The sequence below is a fragment of the Bacillus sp. NH11B genome (genome assembly GCF_001884205.1).
Taxonomy (GTDB): Bacteria; Bacillota; Bacilli; order Bacillales; family Bacillaceae_G; genus Bacillus_A; species Bacillus_A proteolyticus.
The window spans coordinates 35685-60107 of sequence record NZ_MAOG01000107.1 but is presented as its reverse complement, the minus strand read 5'-3'; the positions used below and the strand labels follow the sequence as shown (position 1 = coordinate 60107).

Genomic DNA, 24423 nt, shown 5'->3' with positions numbered 1-24423 from the left:
ATCTTTGAGATGGGTCTAAGCGCATTAAAATGGACTACAGAGTGTGTATAGTTAAGGGTGAAAGGAGATTACCGATGAACGAGCAACAACGATTAGCAAGTCAACAAGCAAATTCCTCTACGAAAAAAGAAGAGAAAGATTATAGTAAATACTTTGAAAGTGTATACAAACCACCTTCCTTGAAAGAGGCAAAAAAGCGTGGGAAAGAAGAAGTTAAAATTGAACGAGATTTTGGCTTACCTGAAGAGTTCCGCAATTTTGGCGCAGGAAGAAAGTTTTACATTCGTACATATGGCTGCCAAATGAATGAGCATGATACTGAAGTAATGGCGGGGATTTTTACAACACTTGGATATGAGCCAACTTTTTCAACTGAAGAGGCCGATGTCATTTTATTGAATACTTGTGCAATCCGTGAAAATGCTGAAAATAAAGTGTTCGGTGAACTTGGTCATTTAAAATCATTAAAGCGAAGAAACCCGGATCTTTTAATTGGTGTATGTGGTTGTATGTCTCAAGAGGAATCTGTTGTAAATAAAATTATGCAAAAAAATCAGCATGTAGATATGGTGTTTGGTACACATAATATTCATAGATTACCGTATATCTTAAAGGACGCAATGTTCTCAAAAGAGACGGTGGTTGAAGTTTGGTCAAAAGAAGGGGACGTAATTGAAAACCTTCCGAAAGTACGTCGTGGTGATATTAAAGCTTGGGTAAATATTATGTATGGCTGTGATAAGTTCTGTACATATTGTATTGTACCGTATACACGCGGAAAAGAGCGCAGCAGACGTCCAGAAGATATTATTAAAGAAATTCGCCATTTAGCAGCGAACGGTTATAAAGAAATTACGTTACTTGGACAAAACGTAAACGCATACGGTAAAGACTTTGAAGACATACAATATGGTCTTGGCGATTTAATGGATGAACTTCGTAAAATCGATATCGCACGTATTCGTTTTACAACAAGTCATCCACGTGATTTTGACGATCATTTAATTGATGTTCTTGGAAAAGGTGGTAACCTCGTAGAACATATCCACTTACCAGTTCAATCTGGTAGTACAGATATGCTTAAAATTATGGCGCGTAAATATTCGCGTGAGCATTATTTAGAGCTTGTACGAAAAATTAAAGAAACGATTCCGAATGCAGTCCTAACAACGGATATTATCGTTGGTTTCCCAAATGAAACGGATGAGCAATTTGAAGAAACGATGTCGCTATATCGTGAAGTAGGATTTGATACGGCATTTACATTTATTTATTCCCCGCGCGAGGGTACACCAGCTGCAAAAATGAAAGATAATGTGCCGATGGAAGTGAAGAAAGAGCGATTACAACGCTTAAATACACTAGTGAATGAATATGCTGTTAATAAGAATAAGCGTTATATAGGGCAAGTTGTAGAAGTATTAGTTGATGGAGAAAGTAAAAATAACCCTGAAGTACTTGCGGGGTATACGCGTACGAATAAACTTGTAAACTTCGTTGCTTCAAAATCTTTAATTGGTCAGCTTGTGAAAGTAAAAGTAACGGAAGCAAAAACTTGGTCACTTAACGGGGAATTGGTTAAGGAGCCGATTGAGGTGAAATAATAGATGAAAGTATATACGAAAGATGAAATTGTTGAGCAAGCGAAAGAATTAGCGAAAATGATCTCTGAAACAGAAGAAGTCGACTTCTTTAAGCGAGCAGAAGCACAAATTCATAAAAATGAAAATGTAAAGCGAGCAATTGATGAAATTAAAGCTTTGCAAAAACAAGCAGTTAACTTACAACATTATGGAAAATGGGAAGCTTTGAAAAAAGTAGAAGCTGAAATTGATGAGCTTCAAGATAATTTAGATAGTATCCCAGTTGTGCAGGAGTTTAAATCTTCACAAACATATGTAAATGATTTACTGCAGCTAGTTGCTAGTACGATTTCTAACAATGTAACAGATGAAGTATTAGCTTCAACTGGTGGCGATGTGTTGAAGGGTGAAACTGGTGCAGCAGTAGAAAGTAAAAAAGGAAATTGTGGTTGTTAAAGAGATGTCTTATTGACATCTCTTTTTTTTTATGGGTTATAACGTAAATTCTTCTCAAAAAAAGAATGACACATTCCGCTATTGTCACGCATATGATTAAGTGAATAGTGATTGAGGAGGGTTACGAATGTCCGAATTTAGAGAGATTATTACAAAAGCAGTGGTTGGAAAAGGACGTAAGTATACAAAGTCAACGCATACATGTGAATCGAATAATGAGCCAACAAGTATTTTAGGGTGCTGGGTAATTAACCATTCGTACGAAGCGAGAAAGAATGGAAAACATGTGGAAATTGAAGGTTTCTATGATGTAAACACTTGGTATTCATTTGATGGAAACACAAAGACCGAAGTTGTAACAGAGCGTGTTAACTACACTGACGAAGTAAGCATTGGGTATCGTGATAAAAACTTCTCGGGTGACGATTTAGAAATTATTGCTCGTGTAATTCAACCGCCAAATTGTTTAGAAGCTCTTGTATCACCAAATGGTAATAAAATTGTTGTGACGGTAGAACGTGAATTTGTAACAGAAGTAGTTGGAGAAACGAAAATTTGTGTAAGTGTAAATCCTGAAGGTTGCGTAGAATCAGACGAGGATTTTCAAATCGATGATGATGAGTTTGAAGAATTAGATCCGAACTTTATCGTCGATGCAGAAGAAGAGTAATAGAAAGCTAGGGAGAAGTTCTTCCTAGCTTTTTACATTACATAAGTGGTGCTGAATGAACATGATTTCTTATGAAATGTGCTATAATGAGGAAAGACTCCTGAAATAGGAGATATGGGTGTCCGTGAAGTGTGACATATATGAATATAGATTATTATGTAAGAATTATGGAGGAAAGACATGACGCAATATACCCCTATGATACAGCAATACTTAAAGGTTAAGGCAGACTATCAAGATGCCTTTTTATTTTTCCGATTAGGTGATTTTTATGAAATGTTCTTTGAAGATGCGGTTAAAGCAGCTCATGAACTTGAAATTACATTAACGAGCCGAGATGGTGGTAGTAGTGATCGTATACCGATGTGCGGTGTACCGCATCATGCAGCTAAAAATTATATTGAACAACTTGTTGAAAAAGGATATAAAGTAGCTGTTTGTGAGCAAGTGGAAGATCCAAAAACAGCTAAAGGTGTAGTACGTCGTGAAGTAGTACAACTAATTACGCCAGGAACGATGATGGAAGGGCGTACAATAGACGAGAAAGAGAATAACTTCTTAGCAGCATTAACACATTTCGAAGATGGATCTTATGCGCTAGCTTGCAATGACTTAACGACTGGACAAAATACAGTGACGTTGTTAACGGGTTCAGTAGAAGATATTTTATTAGAAGTGTATGCAACTGGTTCAAAAGAAATTGTTGTAGATTCTACATTTTCAAAAGATGAATTAAATAAATTAACTGAAACATTAAAAATGACGATTTCGTATGAAGATGCAACAACTATTCCGGAAGGGTTAGAACAGCTTGTGAAAAATGTTTCACAAGCAAAGTTAATTAAAGCGATTGGACGCTTATTTAACTATGTGATAAGAACACAAAAACGTTCGTTAGATCACTTGCAACCAGTGGAAATTTATTATACGAACCAGTTTATGAAAATTGATGTGCATTCAAAGCGAAATTTAGAACTGACAGAAACCCTTCGAACAAAAGAAAAAACAGGATCATTATTATGGCTATTAGATAAAACGAAAACAGCTATGGGTGGTCGTATGTTAAAACAGTGGATGGAACGTCCGCTTATTCAGAAAGAAAAAGTTGAAGAGCGTTTAGAAATGGTTGAAACGTTTGTAAATGATTACTTCTTACGTGAAGATTTAAAAGAAAAGTTAAAAGAAGTATATGATTTAGAGCGTTTAGCAGGGAAAGTTGCATTTGGTAATGTAAATGCACGGGACTTATTACAGTTAAGACGTTCTTTACTTCAAGTACCAGCTATTTTAGAAGCGATTAGTCTTTTAGATAATGCTTATGCAGCTAGATTAATTCAAGGTGCGGATCCATGTGAGAGCTTAACAGAATTGCTAGGAAGAAGTATTCAAGAAAACCCACCGCTTTCTATTAAAGATGGAGATATTATTAAAGACGGTTATAATGACAAGCTTGATCAATATCGTTACGTTAGTAAAAACGGGAAAACGTGGATCGCTGAGCTTGAAAAACGAGAGCGTGATATTACAGGGGTTAAATCATTAAAAATTGGATACAACCGTATTTTCGGCTACTACATTGAAGTGACGAAGGCAAATCTTGCGGCACTTCCAGAAGGGCGCTATGAGCGAAAACAAACACTTGCAAATGCAGAGCGTTTCATAACAGATGAACTAAAAGAAAAAGAAACATTAATCTTAGAAGCAGAAGAGAAAATTGTGCAATTAGAATACGATTTATTTACAGCACTTCGCGAAGAAGTCAAAGTATTCATTCCGAAATTACAGCATTTAGCGAAAGTAATTAGTGAGCTAGACGTACTGCAAAGCTTTGCGACAGTTAGTGAAGAAGAGCAGTTTGTAAAACCTGTTTTAACAACTAAGCGCGAAATCTTTATTAAAGATGGTCGTCATCCTGTCGTTGAAAAAGTATTGAACGGGAAATTGTATGTACCGAATGATTGTATTATGCCGGAGAAGATGGATGTCTTTTTAATTACAGGACCGAACATGTCTGGTAAAAGTACGTATATGAGACAATTAGCACTTGTTACTGTTATGTCACAAATTGGTTGCTTTGTACCAGCGACAGAAGCAGTATTACCTGTCTTCGATCAAATCTTTACGAGAATTGGTGCAGCGGATGATTTAATCTCAGGTCAAAGTACATTTATGGTTGAAATGTTAGAAGCGAAAAATGCAATTGCAAATGCATCAGAAAGAAGTTTAATTTTATTCGATGAAATTGGACGCGGTACATCTACGTATGATGGTATGGCACTTGCACAAGCAATTATTGAACATATTCATGACCAAATTGGCGCAAAAACGTTATTCTCTACACATTATCATGAATTAACAGTGTTAGAAGAAAGTTTAGACCAACTAAAGAATGTACATGTTTCAGCTATTGAAGAGAATGGAAAAGTAGTTTTCCTTCATAAAATTCAAGATGGAGCGGCCGATAAAAGTTACGGAATTCACGTTGCGCAACTTGCTGAATTGCCAGATAGCTTAATCGCTCGTGCGAAAGAAGTGTTAGCGCAGCTAGAAGGACAAGAAGAAATTATTATTCCAAAGCGCACAGAAGTGAAAGTGCAAGAAGTTGCTCCGGAACCTGTAGTTGTAAAAGAAGAACCTGTAGAAATACAAGAAACGAAAGTAGAGACTGAAGAAGAATCACAACTATCTTTCTTTAGTGCAGAAAAGTCTTTGGAAAAACAAGACAAGCTAGTTCTAGGTGCAAAAGAAACGGCAGTACTTACACAAATTAAAAAAATTGATTTACTCGATATGACACCTTTAGAAGCGATGAACGAACTGTATCGTTTACAAAAAAAGTTAAAGAAAGGATGAGTAAGTAGATGGGGAAAATTCGCAAACTCGATGATCAACTCTCTAACTTAATTGCGGCAGGGGAAGTAGTAGAGCGCCCTGCCTCAGTTGTAAAAGAACTCGTGGAAAATTCCATCGATGCGAATAGTACATCTATTGAAATCCACTTAGAAGAAGCTGGGTTATCGAAAATTCGCATCATTGATAATGGAGATGGCATTGCAGAAGAAGATTGTATCGTTGCATTTGAACGCCACGCAACGAGCAAAATTAAAGATGAAAATGATCTATTTCGTATAAGAACGCTCGGTTTCCGCGGAGAGGCTCTGCCGAGTATTGCCTCTGTAAGTGAATTAGAATTAATTACAAGCACAGGTGATGCGCCTGGTACACACCTTATTATTAAAGGTGGAGACATTATAAAACAAGAGAAAACAGCGAGCCGAAAAGGAACAGATATTACAGTTCAAAACTTATTCTTTAATACCCCAGCGCGTCTTAAATATATGAAAACGATTCATACAGAGCTTGGGAATATTACAGATATTGTATATCGTATTGCAATGTCACATCCAGAAGTATCGTTAAAGCTGTTTCATAATGAAAAGAAATTGCTTCATACATCAGGAAATGGTGATGTAAGACAAGTGCTTGCAGCGATTTACAGCATTCAAGTTGCGAAGAAGCTAATTCCAATTGAAGCAGAATCTTTAGACTTCACAATTAAAGGGTATGTAACATTACCAGAAGTAACGAGAGCGTCTCGTAATTATATGTCAACGATCGTAAATGGTCGTTACGTTCGAAATTTTGTATTAATGAAAGCAGTTCAGCAAGGATACCATACATTACTGCCAGTCGGACGATACCCAATCGGCTTCTTATCGATTGAAATGGACCCAATGCTTGTTGATGTTAACGTACATCCAGCGAAATTAGAAGTTCGTTTTAGTAAAGAACAAGAGTTGCTAAAGCTGATCGAAGAAACATTGCAAGCTGCATTCAAAAAAATACAACTCATTCCAGATGCTGGTGTAACAACAAAGAAAAAAGAAAAAGCTGAAAGTGTGCAAGAACAGTTCAAGTTTGAGCATACAAAACCGAGAGAATCATCCATGCCTAACATCGTTTTACCGACTGGTATGGATGAAAAGCAAGAAGAACTAACGACTGTGAAACAGCCGGCACAACTTTGGCAACCGCCGAAGCAAGAATGGCAACCACCACAGTCACTAGTAAGAGAAGAGCAAAGTTGGCAGTCATCCTCTAAGCCGGTAATAGAAGAAACGGTTCGAGAGGAAAAGGAATGGACTAGCAACGGTGACGATTTTGAATTAGAGGAATTGGAAGAAGAAGTTCACGAAATAAAAGAGATTGAAATGAACGGTAATGACTTACCACCGCTTTATCCAATTGGACAAATGCACGGAACATATATTTTCGCTCAAAATGATAATGGGCTATATATGATTGATCAACATGCAGCGCAAGAACGTATCAATTATGAATACTTCCGTGATAAAGTGGGGAGAGTAGCGCAAGAAGTACAAGAGCTACTTGTACCGTACCGTATCGATTTATCTCTTACTGAATTTTTACGTGTCGAAGAGCAACTAGAAGAACTAAAAAAAGTCGGTCTATTCTTGGAGCAATTCGGCCATCAATCCTTTATCGTCCGTTCACACCCAACGTGGTTCCCGAAAGGACAAGAAACAGAAATCATTGATGAAATGATGGAGCAAGTTGTTAAACTAAAAAAAGTAGATATTAAAAAGTTGCGTGAAGAAGCTGCCATCATGATGAGCTGTAAAGCATCGATTAAAGCAAATCAATATTTAACGAACGATCAAATATTTGCTTTACTTGAAGAACTTCGCACAACAACAAACCCGTATACATGCCCGCACGGAAGACCGATTCTTGTGCATCATTCTACTTATGAGTTGGAGAAGATGTTTAAGAGGGTTATGTAGGGTTAATAAAACTAGGTTTCAAAAGGGAGCAACATTTACTGTTGCTCCCTTTTAATATGTAGAATTAATTGTTAAACGAGAATATGGCGGAGTAATTTTGCAGTTTATTTAAATTTGAGCATATCATACTTAAGATTGTAAGTAGTTTATTTCTTGGCTACGTTAGCTTAAATTTATCTATGTATAAAAAAGCGCTGTATATCAGCACTTTTTAAAAGTACATGAGTTGTATAAGAAAGATTTATACATTACTAAAAACATAACTATGCAAGGTCTAATATAGATTCTTATTTGGCACATTGTTACAAGGATCTATACAATTATTTATTTTTATTATTATTATTAATTTTTTCAGTATAGAGCACCTGTTCTTTGTAGTGTTTTTTAATTGGGAAATTATGTGTATCTGTGCCGTTCTTGAATTTTTTATCAATGGGGTTCTTTAGAGGAACTGTTGTAGTTTCTGTAAATTCATATGGGTAATTTATTTTAGATTTATCTTCAAACATGAGAATGCCTCCTTTTTAGGATTTCCTAAATTCTTTACTATAACATGATATGCATATAGATTTTTTTGGGACTAGTTATTTATATAGGTTAGAGGAATTTAATTACATAACTACTGAAATATTTTAAAGGAAAGTAATTCGGCTGAAGCAAAGAAATTAAGTGGGAGATCAACTGCCACCCAATTGGTATAGGCTAATAATCAGTAGGGGATGGACACCCACACTGATTAAAGTTTTACTTTATCAGTAAAGTAAACAATGCATATATATTCGTTATAGATTGTTTTTATAATATGACTTATATGGAGTTTTCCTGATAATATAATGTGGAATATTATATTGTTATTAGGTTATTAGGAACATTTAATGTTGTTTCACAACTGAAAGGGAATTGAAAAAAAACTGCAACTTTTCTCATAAAAATTCAATCTTACTTGAAAAATGAAAGGAAAATGAAATTTTCCAACAGGAATTCTTTGTTAAGATAAAAAGCATACATACAAAAAAGTATTGACATATCTCAAAAATGTAATTTCAAGATATGGTGGGGGAAAAGATGAGATTAGAAAAACAATTAATAAAAAAGATGTACTATGAAACATTCCTAATGGAGAATGAAACACAACCACCTCTTCAAGTACTTGGAGAAGCTTATGTAAATGAAGAAAAAAATGAAATTTCCGATGGATCTTATATTCGTTTTGCACAGGGTGAATTTTATTATCATCATCAAGATTTTGAAGCAGCTATTTTTAAATGGGAGAAAGTTAGTAATGAATTAGCACCATGGGCACAAAAAAATATTGCGGATGCTTACTTCGAACTTAACAGATTATCAGTTGCTGAAAATGTGTATACTTCCATTACTACTGATAATAAAATATTGATGACCGAAATTGGACTGCAATTACTTTCTCTTTACATCGAGCAGAATAATTTTGATTCAGCTTTCACTGTTATAAAAGAAGCGGTTTCTTTAAACCCTGATTATCCAAATGTCACAATCATTGCCCGTTCCTTTTATGAGGAACAGCAAGATTTTGATAGTGCAGTAGAGCTTGCTGTGAATGAGTTAATTCGAACAGAATCTTATCCGTGGTTTGAGGTGCTAAAAGGATATATCGATAAAGGATTTACTAAAAATATTTCACCAGATTATTTTTATGAAGTATTAGTGACATTAAATAATGTAGATCAAGTGCAATTTACGCAAATGGTTTCATCACTTTGGAACAGTTATAAAAATGAACAAAATTACTTATTATGGCTTAATACAATAAATGAATTTTTCATACATATCGAAATACATTCGTCCGATATATGGGACAAAATTTCTTCTCTTTACGAAGAAACGTACTTTGAATTAATTCAAGGTCAATATATGCTTAGACAATTACACGATATCATTCCAAATCTGTTAACAAATTGGTTAAAGGTAGTCAATCCGTCTCATGCTGTATTTCCATCAGCAGCTGTATTGGCATGGAATGAGATTTTTCCTTCCAAAATAGATTCAGCAAATATAAAGCATGCGGAAGACCTACTGTCATATTCTATTAATCATGTGAATGGCTTAGAGTATAGTTTACATCTTTTTGAATCTATTACGCAGTGGGCACAAAAGCATGAAATAGAAATGGGTCACAGATTTAGATGGTTAGTTGGCGAGCTTGCAGATTTAAAAACAAATCGTATTTTAGTAACGGGAACGTCAGGAAACGGAAAAACTGCATTTATTAACTCTATATTAGGAGAAAATATATTAGAAAACTCAATCTCAAATGTAGTAGTTTTAAAAAATGATGCCCATACAGAAATTAACGCTATAACAGATTCAGCCATTACAACAACTGAAAATTTCTATGATTACCATAATATGATGGCAGTGCACCATCAAACATATAGAGATAGAGCATGTGTTGAATTTAAATTACCATGCAGATTTTTAAGTAAAAATAAACTTACATTCGTAGTTACACCTGGATTTAATAGGAATAACGATACTGGGGATGAGATATTTGAATATTTAAATTCAGTAGATGAATTATTGTTCGTATTGAATGCGGATTCACCTTTTACTGATAAAGAACGTGATATTCTATTAGGTATTCAAGAACATACACCAAATCTACAAATTCATTTCTTGTTAAATAAAATCGATAACATTTACAGTGAAGCAGAAATAAAAAGGGTTTTACATGATACGCAAGCGAGAATAAACGCATATTTCCCGCATGCGAGAATTTTCCCTTACTCTTCGTTATATACAAGTAGTCAACAACTAAATGATTTAACTGAGTTTATTCGTTTTAACTTTAACCATAAAAATATCGATGCAGAACGTACTGAAAAGTTAGTGTTTTTCATTCGAAAAACAATTACATATCTTTTGGATAAACGTGTTGAGAAGGAAAACAATATAGTGGATGCTATTAAGTGGAATGAGGATATGTTAGTTAAACTAAATGGTAGCATTAATAACCTTACTGCATTTGAGAAGGAAAAAATTCATTTCATTACAGAATCATATCGTACAATGAAAAACGAAATTACTAATGATCTTACAGAACATATTCCGAAACTATTGCAGAGTTGTTCCGATTTAATTAGTGAAGAAAGCGATTTCGGACACATTGATACGGAACTAAATACAGCGATGAACGAAAGAGTGCACAAATATTTAGAACAAACTGTATTACCTAACCTTGCTCGTTCTATGCAAAATTGGATTGCAACTTCTAATACTGAGTTCCTTCAAAGTCAATCGTACTTAGAAGAGCTCAGTGAAGGACTTAATTCTTTATTTGGAGAAAATCGAATACAGTTAGAATGTGACTTTAAAGTACTGGATGACTGGCGCAGAGATACTGATAGAATGACGACTAGAATACAAATGGAAGAAGTAAATATTTTACGCCGATTTACGCCAGCACAATTTTTACTGAAAAGTGCCGGTAAATTATTTGGAGTTCTTCCAAAGAATAGAGCTATGCTATATAACAAATACAAACAGTATGTAGAAAATGAAGATTATACGGAAGTAACGGCTTCTATTATGAATAAATTTTTCTTGCAATTTGAGCTGTTTGAAAACACGCAAGAGCGAGATATTAATATGTTCTTTAGGAATCCATTTATCTCCTTGAAACAAGCTATAGAAAATACTCATTTAGAAATACAAGAAAAACAAGAGATATTACATAAAATGAAATCAAATCCTGAAGTCTATCATGATTCTATAACGCTCTTTGAATTGAGATTACGTCAATGTGAAGTAATCTTAAATATAGGTGAGGAACATGCCTATACAGATTTAACTGTAGAAACAACTATAGAATAAACGTAAAACAACTCCAAATTATATAATGAAAGTGGATTTTGGAGTTGTTTTTTTGCTTACATCCGTATAATATGTCAGGTCTTTTTTATATCAAATTGCATCATCTGTTATAAGAGAGTAAAAAGGGAGCAACCGTAATGGGGTGCTCCCTTTCCATATATATAGATTATTTTTCAGTTTCTTTAATTTTAGTTTGTACTTCGCCAGTTTTCATTTTATTACTTTCAGAGAAACGTAATAAATCGCCTCCAATAATTTTATCAGACATTCGTAATTCGTTTTGTGCACGGTTAATGAGTGCTTGTGCTTCTTTTTTTGGTAAATCTACAATTTCACCTGTTATGCGGTCATAGAAAGTGTTGTTTTTGTATGCATACTTGTCTGTAATAAAGCTACCATCACGTAAAACAACAAAACCGGTATATTCATCTGAAAACATATCATGGCCAAAACTGATATCGTTAGTAGTATCAATCCCTAATAAATTTAGAATAGTAGGTTTCATATCGATTTGTCCCGTAGGCTTTGAAATAGTTTGACCTTCTGTTTGGCCAGGGATATGAATATATAAAGGTGTGCGTTGTAAATTTAAAGCATCAAATTCTGTTATTTGATCTTTTTCTAAAAACTGTGCCATTGCGCGATTATGTTTTTCAGAAATGCCATAATGATCACCATATAACACAATAATAGAATCATCATACATTCCCTCGGCTTTTAAACGCTCAATAAATTTTTTAATTGATTCGTCTAAGTAACGTGCTGTTACGATGTAACGATCAAATACGCCATTACCAGAGTTGTAAGGTTCAATGAATTTTGTATCTTCATCATACGTAAATGGATAATGATTTGTTAAAGTAAGGAAACGAGCATAAAATGGTTGATCAACAGTTTTTAATATATCTACTGATTGATCAAAGTATTCGATATCTTTTAATCCCCAATTTAAATTTGTTTCGGGTGTAATTTTGTAATCAAGCTCATTATAGTAACGATCATAACCAAGAGCAGAGTACATGATATTACGATTCCAAAATGTTGCGTTATTCGCATGGAATACAGAAGTAAAATAGCCTTGCTGACGTAAAATTTCTGGAGTCGCAGTATAATCGTTGTTACCGTGCGTGAAGAATACAGCTCCTCGATTTAATGGATACAACGATGTATCTATTAGAAATTCAGAATCTGATGTTTTTCCTTGCCCAGTTTGGTGGAAAAAGTTATCAAAGTAATAGCTTTCATTTATGAATTCATTCAAGAACGGTGTAACTTCTTGACCATTGACGGATGCACCTATTAAAAAGGTTTGCAAGGATTCAAGAGTAACGACAATTACGTTTTTTCCTTTCGCTACACCAAACATATTAGGATTTGGTTCACTTTGGTTTGCTTTTACGTAGTTTTCAGTTTCTTGTAATTTACTACTATCTGCAAGTGCCTTTTGGGATCCTGCTTTTACTTGTAGTGTTAAATCATATACTTGATGAGTGTATAGTCCTAAATTTTTCACAAGCATTACGCGGTCGAAGGATCTCGTTAATAATTCAGGTCGTTCTTTTTCTGCAAGATGTAGATTCGCAAAAAATACACCAATCGTTAAAAGAAAATATAATAAGCGTGCAGAATGAGTTACACGTTCTGTTTTAAAGACTATTGCTTTCTTTTTTAATAAAATAAAGAAGAAAATAATGTCTACGAATGCGAGTATAATTTTGTAGTTCAATATTTCTATAATACTGCCGCCTAATTGGCCAAAGTTTGATGTTTGTCCAAGTACTGGCAACGTAACGAAATCATTATAAAAATCATAGAACATTACATTCCCAACAAGTACGATTGTTAATAAGAAATTAATACATAGCGCTATATAATTTCTCTTTTCACCGGTTGCAAATAATGCTAATCCAACAAATGCTAACGATGCAGCGAGAGGGCTAATAAACAAAATAAGTTCTTGTGTAGAAGACTCAATTTTTAAATCAAAACTGAATCGCGTAATAAGATATGTTTTTAACCATACTGCTAAAGCAATTATTATAACAAAGCTTATATTTTGCATTTGTAAATTTATTTTATTCTTCATTTTTACACCTTCTTTATAGAGTTTATTTAACTAATGTTATATATTATATTTTTATAACTATTAGAGTGTGGTGAACCATTTAGATTATATTTTTCTAAAGGTAATAATTTGAAGTATTCATATACATACAATGGGGAATTTTAAAGCGAAGTAACATAAAACTAACTCTTGTTTAGAAACGGAGCAAAAAAAGTCATAGTTATAGTGACTTATAGACATCCTAACATATTAAACACTATGATGATGTTACAAAATATTGAACAAATGAAAGTGAAGATGAATAGATACTTTTGAAATTCAGGTAGTTAGAATTTAAATGAAAGGGGAGTGTAACGAAGCGATTATATGAATTAGTAGAAAACTACATTCTATATAGAATGTAGTTTTTCGTATATATTTCATGTATCCCATAAAATACTGATTTTTTTTGGGTTAATCATCAGAGAGAGATAAAAATTTCATTATCGTTATCACTAAATAAGTAAAATATTGGTGAAACTTAAAATATTTGACTGGCATCTTAATTAAAGAGTTTAAAGGGCAGATAAATATTTTCCAACATACAGACCGCTTGCAGCTGCTTGAGATAATGAATGAGTGACGCCTGAACAATCTCCAACTAAAAATAATCCATTTATACTTGTTTCAAAATGGTTATTGGTTTTTATTGTAGGGGCATAGAACTTTCCGTCAATTCCATATAATAAAGTATCTTGATCGATAGGTTCTCGGGTAAAGTGTTCTAAGCGTAATAAAAATTCTTTGAGTCCATCAATATATAATGGAGGAATTTCTTTATGCAAATCTCCATAATCTCCGTGTAGTGTAGGTTGTATACGATTATGTGTCATATCTTTTTCCGTAGTAGGTTGTTTCTTTATTAAGTCCTCTAAGCGCTGTATAACAATCCGATCTCGTCCTTGGTTAATGCTTTTAATAATTGAACTTGCGTATACATTTGCTTCTTTGAGAGTTAGAAAATAGCGCGGGATAAATAAAGTGAAATTTAAATTAGAAGTGCCAGTTTCTTGCTCTCGGAAATTTTGACCGTCAGGCATAATCAAGCCGTCTTCGTACTTTCGAATAATGCGTCCTTTTGGATTCATACAGTAAGTAGTTGCTGTGAAGTTTTCGCCTTGATAAGAAAGTTTCGTCTCAAATGTATCTTTTAATATAGAACGTAATTGGTGTTCTTTCATCTCTACTCTAATACCTAAATCTACACGAGTTTGCTCTTGAGAAATATTTAGAGAAGTGCACATTTCTTTTAACCAATCCGCCCCGGAACGCCCTGTTGCAAATACTAGTTGCTTAGAATGAACTGTTCCTTGATTTGTTTCTATTTTAAAATGATCATTTTGTTTACTGATATGTTGTACATCTATATGAAATTGGATATTTATTTTCGTAAGTAAAAATTCATAGAGCAGCTGGAAAATGTTACTTGAAAGTGCAGTACCAAGATGCCTTACTTCAGTTGTTAGCATTTGTAAACCACACGCTTCAGCTCTCTTAGTGAGATTTAGATTTTCTGTAGAATATTTTGAAACTGAATTTCCGCCAAACTGACATAGAATTTCATCTACTTCATCCATGAGTTGTATAAAGCCTTCTTTACCTACCTTTTGCTCAAGTCCGCCTCCAAAACCGTTTGTGTAATTAAATTTCCCTTCAGATTTTCCTAAACCACCAAGCCCGAAATATTTATCACATGTATTACAATTACACGTTTTCCCTTGGTCTAAAGGACAATTCCGATGTTCTAGCGGTTTACCTTTATCAAGAATTAAAATATTTTTGTTACTTTGAGCTAATGAATAAGCCGTAAAAATACTGCTTACGCCAGCGCCGATAATAGTAATGTCATACATATTTTTTCACCTGCTAACGAATAGTTTGTTTTTTATTTTCTTAGTGTATAACACTTTTATGAAGTTAAGAAATAGCTTTTATTAATAAAGAGGGCGTTTTTGAACTGGATGCTTTTTTAATTTCTCCGAGTGGTGGAGTAAATACAAATGTTTTTATTTGAAAGAAGAAATAGTTTTAAATGATCACTATGTCATATGATTAATAAAATCTTACATATAAAAAAACAGACCTTTTAAGTGAAGAGGTCTGTTAATGATTTCAAATCTTATTTAGCGAAGACGTGGTTACCGATTCTCTATCAAGAAGTTATAAGTACTAATAAGTCACTTTCATTTTCACCATAATTTCATAGAAACAATGTAACTCTATTAAAAGTTTTGTAGAATTCCCATAAGACTTTTTAGTATTTGATATTATGAGAATCAAAGTTCTTTGAATAGGTTTATATAGTTAATATAATAACTTAATACAATTATAAGATTGATACGAAATAAATGTCGATAAATGTCGATTATCGTTGTAATATAAAACATATAAACATAATATACAGATGAGGTGGATTTGTTGTTTTTTATTAAAAATAGTAAAATTGGAACGAAATTAAATGTGTTAGTCATTATATCGAGTTTGGCTTGTATCATGTTATCTTCACTGGGGTTTTTAGGGCTTCAAAAAGGTGAAAATACATCTTCTAGTATGTATGACGAAAGGCTATTACCAATTCAATGGATAGGAATTGTAGAATCAAATTTTTACCATGCTAATATGAATTTTATGGAGATTATGATATCGAAAGATGAAAACAGAATGAAAGAACTAATAACAGAAATAGATAAGACTAGGAAAGAAAGTGATGAGTTATTAAAACAATTTGAAGCTAGAATTAGTTCTCATAAAGAAAAGGACTTGTATAATGCATTTCAAAGTCAATTCAAAGATTTAAGAATGCAAATGGAGAAAGCACAGGACTTGGGACTGACTAATAATGAAGAAGCGTATAGCTATTATTTAAAAGAAATTGAACCTAATATGGGAAAAACAATTCAGTCTATTCGTGAACTTATTTTACATAATAATACCGCGGCTGAACAATTACAAAAAGAGAATATTAATAGTGTGAGAAATACAATAATAACATTTGTAATTATTTCATTTGTTGGAATCATAATAATCATTTTTATTGGTTTTATAATAAAAAATGCTATAAAAAAACCAATTGTATTATTACAAAAAGATATGGAACGAGTATCTGCTGGAGATTTAACAATTCGAACTTCTTATAAATCCGAGAACGAATTAGGCCGTATTGTACAATCCTTTAATAGTATGTTAGATAACTTGCAACAATTAATCGGTCAGGTGAAGGTTACAGCGAAAGAAGTAATTATTTCAACTGAAAATATGCTACAAGAGACAAAAACGGCAGCACATATATCAAACGAGGTTGTTCGAACTACTTCTGAAGTAAATAAAGAAATAGAGGGACAAGTGACTAGTATTCAAGAAAGTTCAACTTCGATGGAAGAAATTGCAACTGGAGTTCAAACAGTAGCTGAATCTTCAGCGATGGTTGCTGAAGTTGCTGTTGCAACAATAGACCAAGCAAATTTTGGTAGTGAAGTTATAAAACAATCTATTCGTCAAATGAATAGTGTGAATGAAGTTGTCGAAGAAACTTCTAAGGTCATTGATAGACTTGTTACGCGTACACAACAAATTGAAGAAGCGCTAGATATTATTACTAATATTGCGGAACAAACGAATTTACTTGCCTTAAATGCAGCAATTGAGGCAGCACGCGCCGGAGAAAATGGAAAAGGATTTGCAGTAGTTGCAGCTGAAGTAAGAGGTCTGGCGGAGAAATCTAAAACATCTGTAAATGATATAAATAATTTATTACGCTTTATACATCAAGATACACAGGATACAGTTCATGTAATGAAAAAAGGTCAACAACAGGCTAGTGGTGGTAAAGAAGCAGTACACAAGGCAGAACTCGCATTTTCATCTATTATGCAAGATATTAATAGAATAACGTCCCAAATTCAAGAAGTGTCTGCTGCCACAGAAGAAATGTCTGCTGGGACAGAAGAAGTGAATGCCTCTTTATCAATAGTTTCTGAAACTGCAACACAAGTCGCACAAGAAACGAATCGAACGGTACAATCAATTCAAGCACAAGCCACATTGATTCAAGAAATAACGACGAAATCTAATGAAATGAAAAAGAAAGTCGAAAATTTAGAAATGCTAATTTCACAATTCATTATTGAAGAATAAGTCTGTTAACATTTACGCATGTTTACTTGCCTGCTTATAGTGTGGATGATTAAAAAGAAAATGTACTAGCAGCAAATCATGCGAATGAATATGAAACGTATTGGTACTATGATCCAGCGCTTCTTATTGAAAATACAGTTTATCTTGTAAATGGAACAATTTTCGAGCTATCTCAATCAATGTTTCATTATGAAAAGACCAAACTTTTAAATCGAATTAATTTTAATTGAAAATGAATATAAGTAGCCTTATAAAAAAGCAACTGGTCCTAAGTGAGCAGTTGCTTTTTATATTAAAAGTGGATGAGCAAAAAAACACAAAAGTGGTTGGTCCGTTTTTTGCAAACATCTATTATGATAAGAGAAGAAAGGTAGTATTTTATTCATGCTTTAAAATAGACTGGCCTTAGAGAGGTGAAAGACAATGAGTTTTGCGATTTCACTAGTTGTTATTATTGTAGTTGTATCACTATTTGGGACCGTACTAGTCGCACGAAATGTAGAAGAGAATTACGGTAAGTCTACAAAGAGGAATGTAAAAAACTTATCTGCTATCTATATCATTCTTCTTTTAGGGCTTCTTGTGGGAGTTACTTGGTATGCGGTCGTTATTTTATAGAGTGTGTATATGATGGAGGAGTTAATGTATTGATGAAAAATGAGCGCCATGTTTTAGTTGTTTTCCCGCATCCAGATGATGAGTCGTATTGTGTGGCGGGAACAATTTTGGCTTATACGGAGCAGAAAGTCCCTCTTACCTACGTTTGCTTAACGCTTGGTGAAATGGGGAGAGCGATGGGGAATCCACCTTTTGCAACTCGTGAATCTTTATATACTATTAGAGAAAAAGAGTTAAAGCGAGCTACAAATATTTTAGGGATTGAAGATTTACGTATGATGGGATATCGTGATAAAACTCTTGAATTTGAAGAGCCTGGAAAATTAAAAAGCTTGATTCAAAACTGTATTGAAGAATTGAATCCTTCTGTAGTTATTTCTTTCTATCCTGGGTATGCAGTTCATCCAGATCACGATGCAACAGGGGAAGCAGTAGTAGAGGCCTTAGCTAATATTTCAGAAAGTAAACGACCAGCCTTTTATGCTGTAGCTTTTTCGAAAAATCATGAAGACGAAATAGGACCTCCAGATTTTAAAAATGAAGTGAAAAAATATGTTCCGAAAAAATTGGAAGCATTACGAGCACATGCATCACAATTTACAACTAAAGTAGATGAGCTGGAAAGAGAGTATGAAGACGGTATTTCAGGCACAGTCGAGTGGTTAGAAAGAGAACCGTTTTGGATATATCCATTCAAAGATAAGAATGAGTGATACGACAGCTGAAGGTGATGAATATGTATTTTGAATATAATAATCGAAAGGTTTTTTACAATATAGAAGGATCTGGTCCTGTTATATTGTTTTTACATGGCCTTGGAGGAAACTCAAACAATTGGCTATATCAAAGGCAATATTTTAAGAAAAGTTGGACAGTGGTTTCAATTGATTTACCTGGACATGGGAAATCTGAAGGACTAGAAATTAGCTTTAAAGAATACTCAAATGTTTTGTATGAGTTATGCAATTATTTAAAGTTACAAAAAGTAGTCATTTGCGGCCTTTCAAAAGGGCTAGAGTCGGTATCGATTTTTCCATTCAATATCCAAGTTTTGTTTCTAGCTTAATTGTTGTAAATGCATTTCCCTATTTGGAACCAAAAGATAAGAAAAAACGACTTGAAGTATATGATTTACTTAGCTTACATGATAACGGAAAAACATGGGCGGATACATTATTGAAGGCGATGGGAGTAGAAGGTAATGAAGGAATCGTTCGAGGATTTTATCAATCTTTACAGTCTATTAACACGGTGCATATTCAAAGGTTATTTGCTGAATTAGTTGATTATGATAAAAGACTGTTTCTTTCAAATATTTCATGTCCTGCTTTAATTATAAGAGGGAGAAATGATGATTTTGTCCCAGAAAAATATGTAAGAATGTTTGAAAAGTATTTAAAAAATACAACTTTCATTGAGTTTAAAAATAGCGGGCACTTGCCTTATTTAGAACAGCCGACTAGCTTTAATATAACAGTAGAAACATTTTTATATCATGCGCTTAATTAATACTATTGTTACAGTGAATACTGTTATTAATGAGTAAGGTATAGTTAGTTTTGAGAGGAGGCAACTATATGGAATGGAAACCAAATCGTGCAGATAAGACACCTGTATATAAACAAATTGCTGATTATATTGAAAGAGGTATTTCTTCAGGTGAATTTCCTTCTGATAGTAAGTTACCTTCTGAGCGTATGTTAGCAAAGGAATTACAAGTGAACCGGAGCACAATAGTAGCTGCATATGAAGAATTAAAATCACTTGGAGTAGTAGAACGGCAAAAAGGAAGCGGAACACGGGTAAATACAGACATATGGGGTGTGTCACATAAACGAATACCGAACTGGGGTAGGTACGTTGAGGATGGATCGTTCTTACCTAATGTACCACTTGTTCAACAAATTCGAACGGAAACACAAAAAGATGACTTAATTAATTTAGCGAGTGGTGAATTGTCACCGGAATTAATTCCAAGTGATAGATTCCGAACGATTTTGTCGGAGAAAACATTTATGGAAAACCTTGGTTATGACCATCCACTTGGAAATGAAATGTTGAGAAAAACAATTGCAGCACATGTTCAGCAATATAAACAAATTGAAGCAGATTCAAGTTCTATACTTATTACATCTGGAGCACAACAGGCGCTGAATCTTATCGTTCAATGTTTATTAAAACCTGGTGATGCGATTGCAATTGAGGATCCGTCGTATTGTTTCTCACTTCCGATGTTTAAATCCGCTGGTTTAAAAATATTCCATTTACCTGTTGATCAGCACGGAATGAATCCAGATGATTTAATTGATTTGCACAAAAAGCATCGTATTCGTATGGTCTTTTTGAATCCAGATTATCAAAATCCAACTGGTACTGTGCTTTCAGTAGCGAGACGTAAAAAAATTCTAGAACTGTCTTCTGAATACGGTATACCGATTGTTGAAGATGATCCATATAGCTTAACTTCTTTTAATGGAGAAGTGAATCCCACATTAAAATCAATGGATCAAAATGGGAATGTTCTTTATGTAAGTTCATTATCAAAAATTGTTGCATCAGGATTACGTATTGGTTGGGTAATTGGTCCTACACGCGTAATAGAACGTTTAGCAGATGCGAAGCAACAAGTTGATTTTGGTCATAGTGTATTTACACAGTGGGTAGCAAATCAATTTTTAGAATCAGAAGATTTTCATGCGCATATTACAATGCTTCGTGGACAATTGAAACAAAGAAGAGATGAGTTAATTAAAAAGCTTGAAGAATTATTAGGGGACCGAGTTGAATTTTTCGTTCCGGAGGGCGGAATACATTTATGGTGCAAAGTGCAAGGAACGTTTGATGAATATCATTTGTTAGGTGAATCGATACGAAATGGTGTAGCATTCGTTCCGGGAAGTGTTTTAGGTTCTAAAAGTGAATATATTCGTTTTACTTTTGGGAGAGTAGACGTAGAACAAATTCAACTGGGAATTATGAGGTTTGCAGAAACGTTAAATGAGATTTCGTAATAGTGATGCTCGATATTGAAATGAGGGAAAAAATGAAGTACGTGACGCTTTTACTTCAAGTAGGCGTGCTATATGTATTTAGCTTAGCTGGAACGTGGATTCAGGGAGTATTCCATCTATCGATGCCAGGAAGTTTAATTGGGATGTTAATGCTGTTCTTGCTCCTCTCCACTCGTATTTTACCGTTAAAATGGTTTGAGGTAGGTGCAGAAAAGTTAATAATATTTTTACCATTATTTCTAATTCCTTCGACAACTGGGTTAATGGAATATGGGTCTTTTCTTTTTAGTAAGGGGAGTATTATATTTCTTTTAGTTGTTGCAAGTACGATAGTAACATTGATTGTTTCAGGGTATGTAAGTCAATTGTTAGTAACATCAAAAAAATAAAATCGACAAGGTGCGCTATTCAAATGGTCTTTATTATTATTACTGTAGTAATATATTTATTCGCGACAAAGCTGTATAAAAAATATACGTTTCCATTTACGTTACCGGTATTAACAGTTACAACAATTATGATTTGTTTATTCCTTATTTTCGGAATCTCTCATCATGAGTATAAGGAAAATGGAGGAGACATTCTTTCAGGCTTCTTGAGCCCTGCAATTGTAGCGTTAGCTATACCTCTATTTAAAGAGCGCAAGATACTGATAAAAAACTTTTTATCGATACTAATTGGCGTATTGATAGGTATAGTAGCTTTAACGATTATGAATGTAGCACTTGGTAGAATTTTAAATATAGATAAGGAACTTATACTAACAACGCTCCCGCAATTAGCGACAATGCCAATTGCCATTTCATTAGCGGATCAAATTGGTGGTATTCCATCTATGACTTCTAGCTTTGTAGTTGTTGCAGGAATAACAGGTGCTATTATCGGACCAACAGTACTTAAGTTTTTCCGTATAACAAGTACGATTGGAAAAGGCGTTGGAATGGGCTGCGCCTCACATATTATCGGTGTGAGTCGTCTAGTGAAGGAAGGCGAGAAAGAAGCGACTATCGGTTCGGTAACGATGATTGTAACAGGAATACTCATTAGTATATTCATACCGTATGGAACGAAATTTATATTTTAAAATGTAATGGAGATGATAAAAGTGACAACATGGTTTATAGTTACATTATTTATTTTTGGTTCTCTTAAAGTACTAGTTTCTAGTATGCCAACTTCTGTTGTAGAATCTATTATTAGTAGATTTGAATTACATCAAAAACTTGAGGAGGAGAATACCTCTATATCGATAGATGGAAAAAATATAGAGGGAGAAATGAAACTACAAGTTATTAACGAATTTAATGAGGCCTTATTTTTGGATAAACATTATTTTCCGCCGCACGGTGAAGGAACACCAATAGTCATTGATACGAAGAAAGGGAATAAAAATATTAGATTTTCTCTATATAGCTATGAGGAACATGTTGATGTAATAAAGCAATATAAGAAGAAAGTCGTTGCCTATCGTTTGCGCTCTAAAAGTCTTCAAACTCTTGCACCATTAGCCATAACTGAAGATTATGCTTAAGAAGAGACCTATAATGGTCTCTTTATTTTTGTATTAAATTATACACTTTCCAAATAAAAGAAAAGAAAATCATATAACCAAATAAAGAATATATATGGTTCCAATCTGCACTATGTACAAATAAACCTAAACCTTCCGCGATTTGTTCAAAAATACTAGCGCAAATACCTATTGAAATAATAAATAGAATTCTAGAGACTTTAGATAATTTTTTTGAAATGTGCATAAAGGTAGCTGTTAAAATTGGCAGTACGAACAATGTAAAAGCTATATTAACCGAAAATGTGGAGGAAAAGGGCCTAGCTGGAAAGGAATATATTTGTTTTTGAATAAAGAAAGCATCTAAGCAAGTTCCAATAATAGAAGAGAGAAAGATTGTAACTACCAATGCTAGAAAATCATTCTTCTTCTCGAAGGAGAATATTTTTTTTTGCAAGAATTGCGAGTTCAATTTTTTCGAGTGTTTTACAGTATTCTTCTGTAATTTGTCCATGTATGCTTTCCTCCTTATCAGTTAAATAATGTATGACTTGCCAGTCGTTAAACCAATCTTCATGTACTGTTTCTTCATGTTTTATATTTTTCCATGCGTACATAAGTGCAGGGCTATATATACGGTAGGAATCATTTTTTAATTGGCATTTCTTTATTCTTCGTTTATAAAACTCTCTTGAGAAAGATTCATTTACACTTGAAAATAAATGTGGCCAATAATCTTTTCGTGAGCCAGTGTGTGGATGAGTATCAACCCATTGTAGTATACGAGCTAACGCATGTTCATCATGAAATAATAATGCATATAATCTTTTTCCGAGCAAAAGTCGTTCGTGTAAGGAAGTAAAATGTGTCATTGTATCACCAATTAATATTGCTTTCTGTTTGGAACTTTCTTCATAGAAGGGAAAAAGGATATGATTAAATTGAAAAAAATCAAAAAGTTTGAAACCAATACTATTTAGTACTGTTTTTTTGAAGTGTGTATTTTGAATCACTCTTTTTTCTAAGTAGTTTTGTTCATTAATAATCGTCGCAATTGCTAATATTTTTTTGTTTCCAGTTTTCCAAAAAAAGTTCCACATCGTTTCCATAAATGTTGAAACATTAAGGGACGGTAGAAGGTGAAAGAGGTTTCGGGATATTTTTAAACTTTGCTCATATAATAAAAATTGTGGATACACATCTTGAAAAATAAGCCAATTTCCTCGCTCTAAAAAAGAAAAGAAAGTAAATTGATCTTTCTCAGATAATAACTTCGTATATAAGTCACCTTTTAAATCTGTCATGTTCCAACCGCCGTTACGCGATACCATATGTCCAAGCAGTGCCCAATGTATTTCAGGATATCTTTTGTAAAATTGATAGTAAGCACGTGTTCTTGTAACGTTGTTTTGATTTAATAATTTAGTTCGTTCTTTAATTGTAGAGATTAATATTTTTTCCTCTTTAGAAAGAGTATAAGGGGAGCTATTTGCGTTAATACATTTTTGTTTTAGTTCTGTTTTTATAGAGAAGAGGGACAGAGGGATGTTTTTGTAAAGTTTATTATTTTGGTTATCTTGGTACATTTCATTCCCTCCTATTCAAGTCTGTTATCATAAATGTATTAATAATTGCTTAAATAAATGATATGCGAGGGAAATGAAAAGTTAAAAAGTATAGAAA

Annotated in this window: 18 protein-coding genes and 2 pseudogenes; 15 read left to right on the top strand and 5 right to left on the bottom strand. The window is 33.6% G+C overall.

The genetic code is table 11. The features are described from left to right. Positions 1 to 74 precede the first annotated feature (74 nt). The 5 genes from miaB (at position 75) to mutL (ending at position 7514) form a co-directional block, all read left to right on the top strand. Complete coding sequence (gene miaB, locus BAU27_RS16625; protein ID WP_071746751.1) at positions 75 to 1604, top strand: tRNA (N6-isopentenyl adenosine(37)-C2)-methylthiotransferase MiaB; 1530 nt, start codon at positions 75 to 77, stop codon at positions 1602 to 1604. Positions 1605 to 1607: 3 nt separating this feature from the next. Continuing rightward, on the top strand, positions 1608 to 2039 hold the full coding sequence (locus BAU27_RS16620) for a YlbF/YmcA family competence regulator (protein ID WP_071771492.1): 432 nt from the start codon (positions 1608 to 1610) through the stop codon (positions 2037 to 2039). Positions 2040 to 2166: 127 nt separating this feature from the next. After that, a complete protein-coding gene (gene cotE / locus BAU27_RS16615; RefSeq protein WP_001288800.1) occupies positions 2167 to 2709 on the top strand; it encodes an outer spore coat protein CotE in 543 nt (180 codons plus the stop codon). 180 nt (positions 2710 to 2889) lie between these two features. Then, positions 2890 to 5562: a DNA mismatch repair protein MutS gene (gene mutS, locus BAU27_RS16610; protein WP_071771491.1), complete on the top strand. Its 2673-nt coding sequence runs from the start codon at positions 2890 to 2892 to the stop codon at positions 5560 to 5562. A gap of 8 nt (positions 5563 to 5570) precedes the next feature. Then, the gene (mutL, locus tag BAU27_RS16605) at positions 5571 to 7514 is read left to right on the top strand and encodes a DNA mismatch repair endonuclease MutL (RefSeq protein ID WP_071771490.1); all 1944 of its coding nucleotides are present in this window, start codon (positions 5571 to 5573) and stop codon (positions 7512 to 7514) included. Between the two features lie 320 nt (positions 7515 to 7834). On the opposite strand, the gene BAU27_RS16600 is transcribed toward mutL, so the two are convergent. Next, entirely contained in the window at positions 7835 to 8023 is a 189-nt protein-coding gene (locus BAU27_RS16600) for a hypothetical protein (protein WP_071746747.1), read from the bottom strand. 556 nt (positions 8024 to 8579) lie between these two features. Here BAU27_RS16600 and BAU27_RS16595 point away from each other — a divergent pair. Then, positions 8580 to 11363, top strand: a complete 2784-nt coding sequence (locus BAU27_RS16595) for a dynamin family protein (protein ID WP_071771489.1) — start codon at positions 8580 to 8582, stop codon at positions 11361 to 11363. 166 nt (positions 11364 to 11529) lie between these two features. On the opposite strand, the gene BAU27_RS16590 is transcribed toward BAU27_RS16595, so the two are convergent. Together BAU27_RS16590 and BAU27_RS16580 are read right to left on the bottom strand one after the other, a co-directional pair. Further along, entirely contained in the window at positions 11530 to 13449 is a 1920-nt protein-coding gene (locus BAU27_RS16590) for an LTA synthase family protein (RefSeq protein WP_071771488.1), read from the bottom strand. 533 nt (positions 13450 to 13982) lie between these two features. Then, positions 13983 to 15320 (bottom strand): NAD(FAD)-utilizing dehydrogenase, encoded by a 1338-nt coding sequence (locus BAU27_RS16580; protein ID WP_071746744.1) that lies wholly within the window; start codon positions 15318 to 15320, stop codon positions 13983 to 13985. 565 nt (positions 15321 to 15885) lie between these two features. Here BAU27_RS16580 and BAU27_RS16575 point away from each other — a divergent pair. From BAU27_RS16575 to BAU27_RS16535, 9 genes and pseudogenes are all read left to right on the top strand, one after another. Continuing rightward, entirely contained in the window at positions 15886 to 17601 is a 1716-nt protein-coding gene (locus BAU27_RS16575; protein WP_071771487.1) for a methyl-accepting chemotaxis protein, read from the top strand. Between the two features lie 110 nt (positions 17602 to 17711). Then, positions 17712 to 17831, top strand: a pseudogene (locus BAU27_RS33570) (GntR family transcriptional regulator); the annotation flags it as partial. Between the two features lie 193 nt (positions 17832 to 18024). Continuing rightward, positions 18025 to 18219 carry a hypothetical protein gene (locus tag BAU27_RS16565; protein ID WP_002014626.1) on the top strand — a complete coding sequence of 65 codons (195 nt, stop codon included), beginning with the start codon at positions 18025 to 18027 and terminating at the stop codon, positions 18217 to 18219. 32 nt (positions 18220 to 18251) lie between these two features. After that, the gene (bshB2, locus tag BAU27_RS16560) at positions 18252 to 18932 is read left to right on the top strand and encodes a bacillithiol biosynthesis deacetylase BshB2 (protein ID WP_071771486.1); all 681 of its coding nucleotides are present in this window, start codon (positions 18252 to 18254) and stop codon (positions 18930 to 18932) included. Positions 18933 to 18955: 23 nt separating this feature from the next. After that, positions 18956 to 19728: pseudogene (locus BAU27_RS16555) on the top strand (alpha/beta fold hydrolase). Positions 19729 to 19796: 68 nt separating this feature from the next. Further along, entirely contained in the window at positions 19797 to 21230 is a 1434-nt protein-coding gene (pdxR, locus tag BAU27_RS16550; protein WP_071746739.1) for a MocR-like pyridoxine biosynthesis transcription factor PdxR, read from the top strand. A gap of 32 nt (positions 21231 to 21262) precedes the next feature. Then, positions 21263 to 21619 carry a CidA/LrgA family holin-like protein gene (locus BAU27_RS16545; RefSeq protein WP_071746738.1) on the top strand — a complete coding sequence of 119 codons (357 nt, stop codon included), beginning with the start codon at positions 21263 to 21265 and terminating at the stop codon, positions 21617 to 21619. Between the two features lie 23 nt (positions 21620 to 21642). After that, positions 21643 to 22314, top strand: coding sequence for an LrgB family protein (locus tag BAU27_RS16540; protein ID WP_071746737.1), 672 nt, complete (start codon positions 21643 to 21645; stop codon positions 22312 to 22314). Positions 22315 to 22335: 21 nt separating this feature from the next. Beyond that, the gene (locus tag BAU27_RS16535; protein ID WP_071746736.1) at positions 22336 to 22761 is read left to right on the top strand and encodes a YfmQ family protein; all 426 of its coding nucleotides are present in this window, start codon (positions 22336 to 22338) and stop codon (positions 22759 to 22761) included. A 22-nt stretch (positions 22762 to 22783) separates the two neighbouring features. Here the strand turns inward: BAU27_RS16535 and BAU27_RS32930 are convergent, their stop codons facing one another. After that, positions 22784 to 23254: a CBO0543 family protein gene (locus BAU27_RS32930; RefSeq protein WP_254797970.1), complete on the bottom strand. Its 471-nt coding sequence runs from the start codon at positions 23252 to 23254 to the stop codon at positions 22784 to 22786. After that, positions 23160 to 24326: a DUF2515 domain-containing protein gene (locus tag BAU27_RS16525; RefSeq protein ID WP_071746735.1), complete on the bottom strand. Its 1167-nt coding sequence runs from the start codon at positions 24324 to 24326 to the stop codon at positions 23160 to 23162. The genes BAU27_RS32930 and BAU27_RS16525 overlap by 95 nt, the downstream gene beginning before the upstream one ends. Positions 24327 to 24423: the final 97 nt, after the last annotated feature.

Bases quoted from the DNA above. Each gene is read 5' to 3' on its own strand.
- miaB (WP_071746751.1), top strand. From the start codon at position 75: ATGAACGAGCAACAACGATTAGCAAGTCAACAAGCAAATTCCTCTACG.
- bshB2 (WP_071771486.1), top strand. From the start codon at position 18,252: ATGAAAAATGAGCGCCATGTTTTAGTTGTTTTCCCGCATCCAGATGAT.
- BAU27_RS16525 (WP_071746735.1), bottom strand. From the start codon at position 24,326: ATGTACCAAGATAACCAAAATAATAAACTTTACAAAAACATCCCTCTG.
- pdxR (WP_071746739.1), top strand. From the start codon at position 19,797: ATGGAATGGAAACCAAATCGTGCAGATAAGACACCTGTATATAAACAA.
- BAU27_RS16620 (WP_071771492.1), top strand. From the start codon at position 1,608: ATGAAAGTATATACGAAAGATGAAATTGTTGAGCAAGCGAAAGAATTA.
- mutS (WP_071771491.1), top strand. From the start codon at position 2,890: ATGACGCAATATACCCCTATGATACAGCAATACTTAAAGGTTAAGGCA.
- BAU27_RS16580 (WP_071746744.1), bottom strand. From the start codon at position 15,320: ATGTATGACATTACTATTATCGGCGCTGGCGTAAGCAGTATTTTTACG.
- BAU27_RS32930 (WP_254797970.1), bottom strand. From the start codon at position 23,254: ATGGACAAATTACAGAAGAATACTGTAAAACACTCGAAAAAATTGAAC.
- mutL (WP_071771490.1), top strand. From the start codon at position 5,571: ATGGGGAAAATTCGCAAACTCGATGATCAACTCTCTAACTTAATTGCG.
- BAU27_RS16590 (WP_071771488.1), bottom strand. From the start codon at position 13,449: ATGAAGAATAAAATAAATTTACAAATGCAAAATATAAGCTTTGTTATA.
- BAU27_RS16600 (WP_071746747.1), bottom strand. From the start codon at position 8,023: ATGTTTGAAGATAAATCTAAAATAAATTACCCATATGAATTTACAGAA.
- BAU27_RS16545 (WP_071746738.1), top strand. From the start codon at position 21,263: ATGAAGTACGTGACGCTTTTACTTCAAGTAGGCGTGCTATATGTATTT.
- BAU27_RS16595 (WP_071771489.1), top strand. From the start codon at position 8,580: ATGAGATTAGAAAAACAATTAATAAAAAAGATGTACTATGAAACATTC.
- cotE (WP_001288800.1), top strand. From the start codon at position 2,167: ATGTCCGAATTTAGAGAGATTATTACAAAAGCAGTGGTTGGAAAAGGA.
- BAU27_RS16540 (WP_071746737.1), top strand. From the start codon at position 21,643: ATGGTCTTTATTATTATTACTGTAGTAATATATTTATTCGCGACAAAG.
- BAU27_RS16565 (WP_002014626.1), top strand. From the start codon at position 18,025: ATGAGTTTTGCGATTTCACTAGTTGTTATTATTGTAGTTGTATCACTA.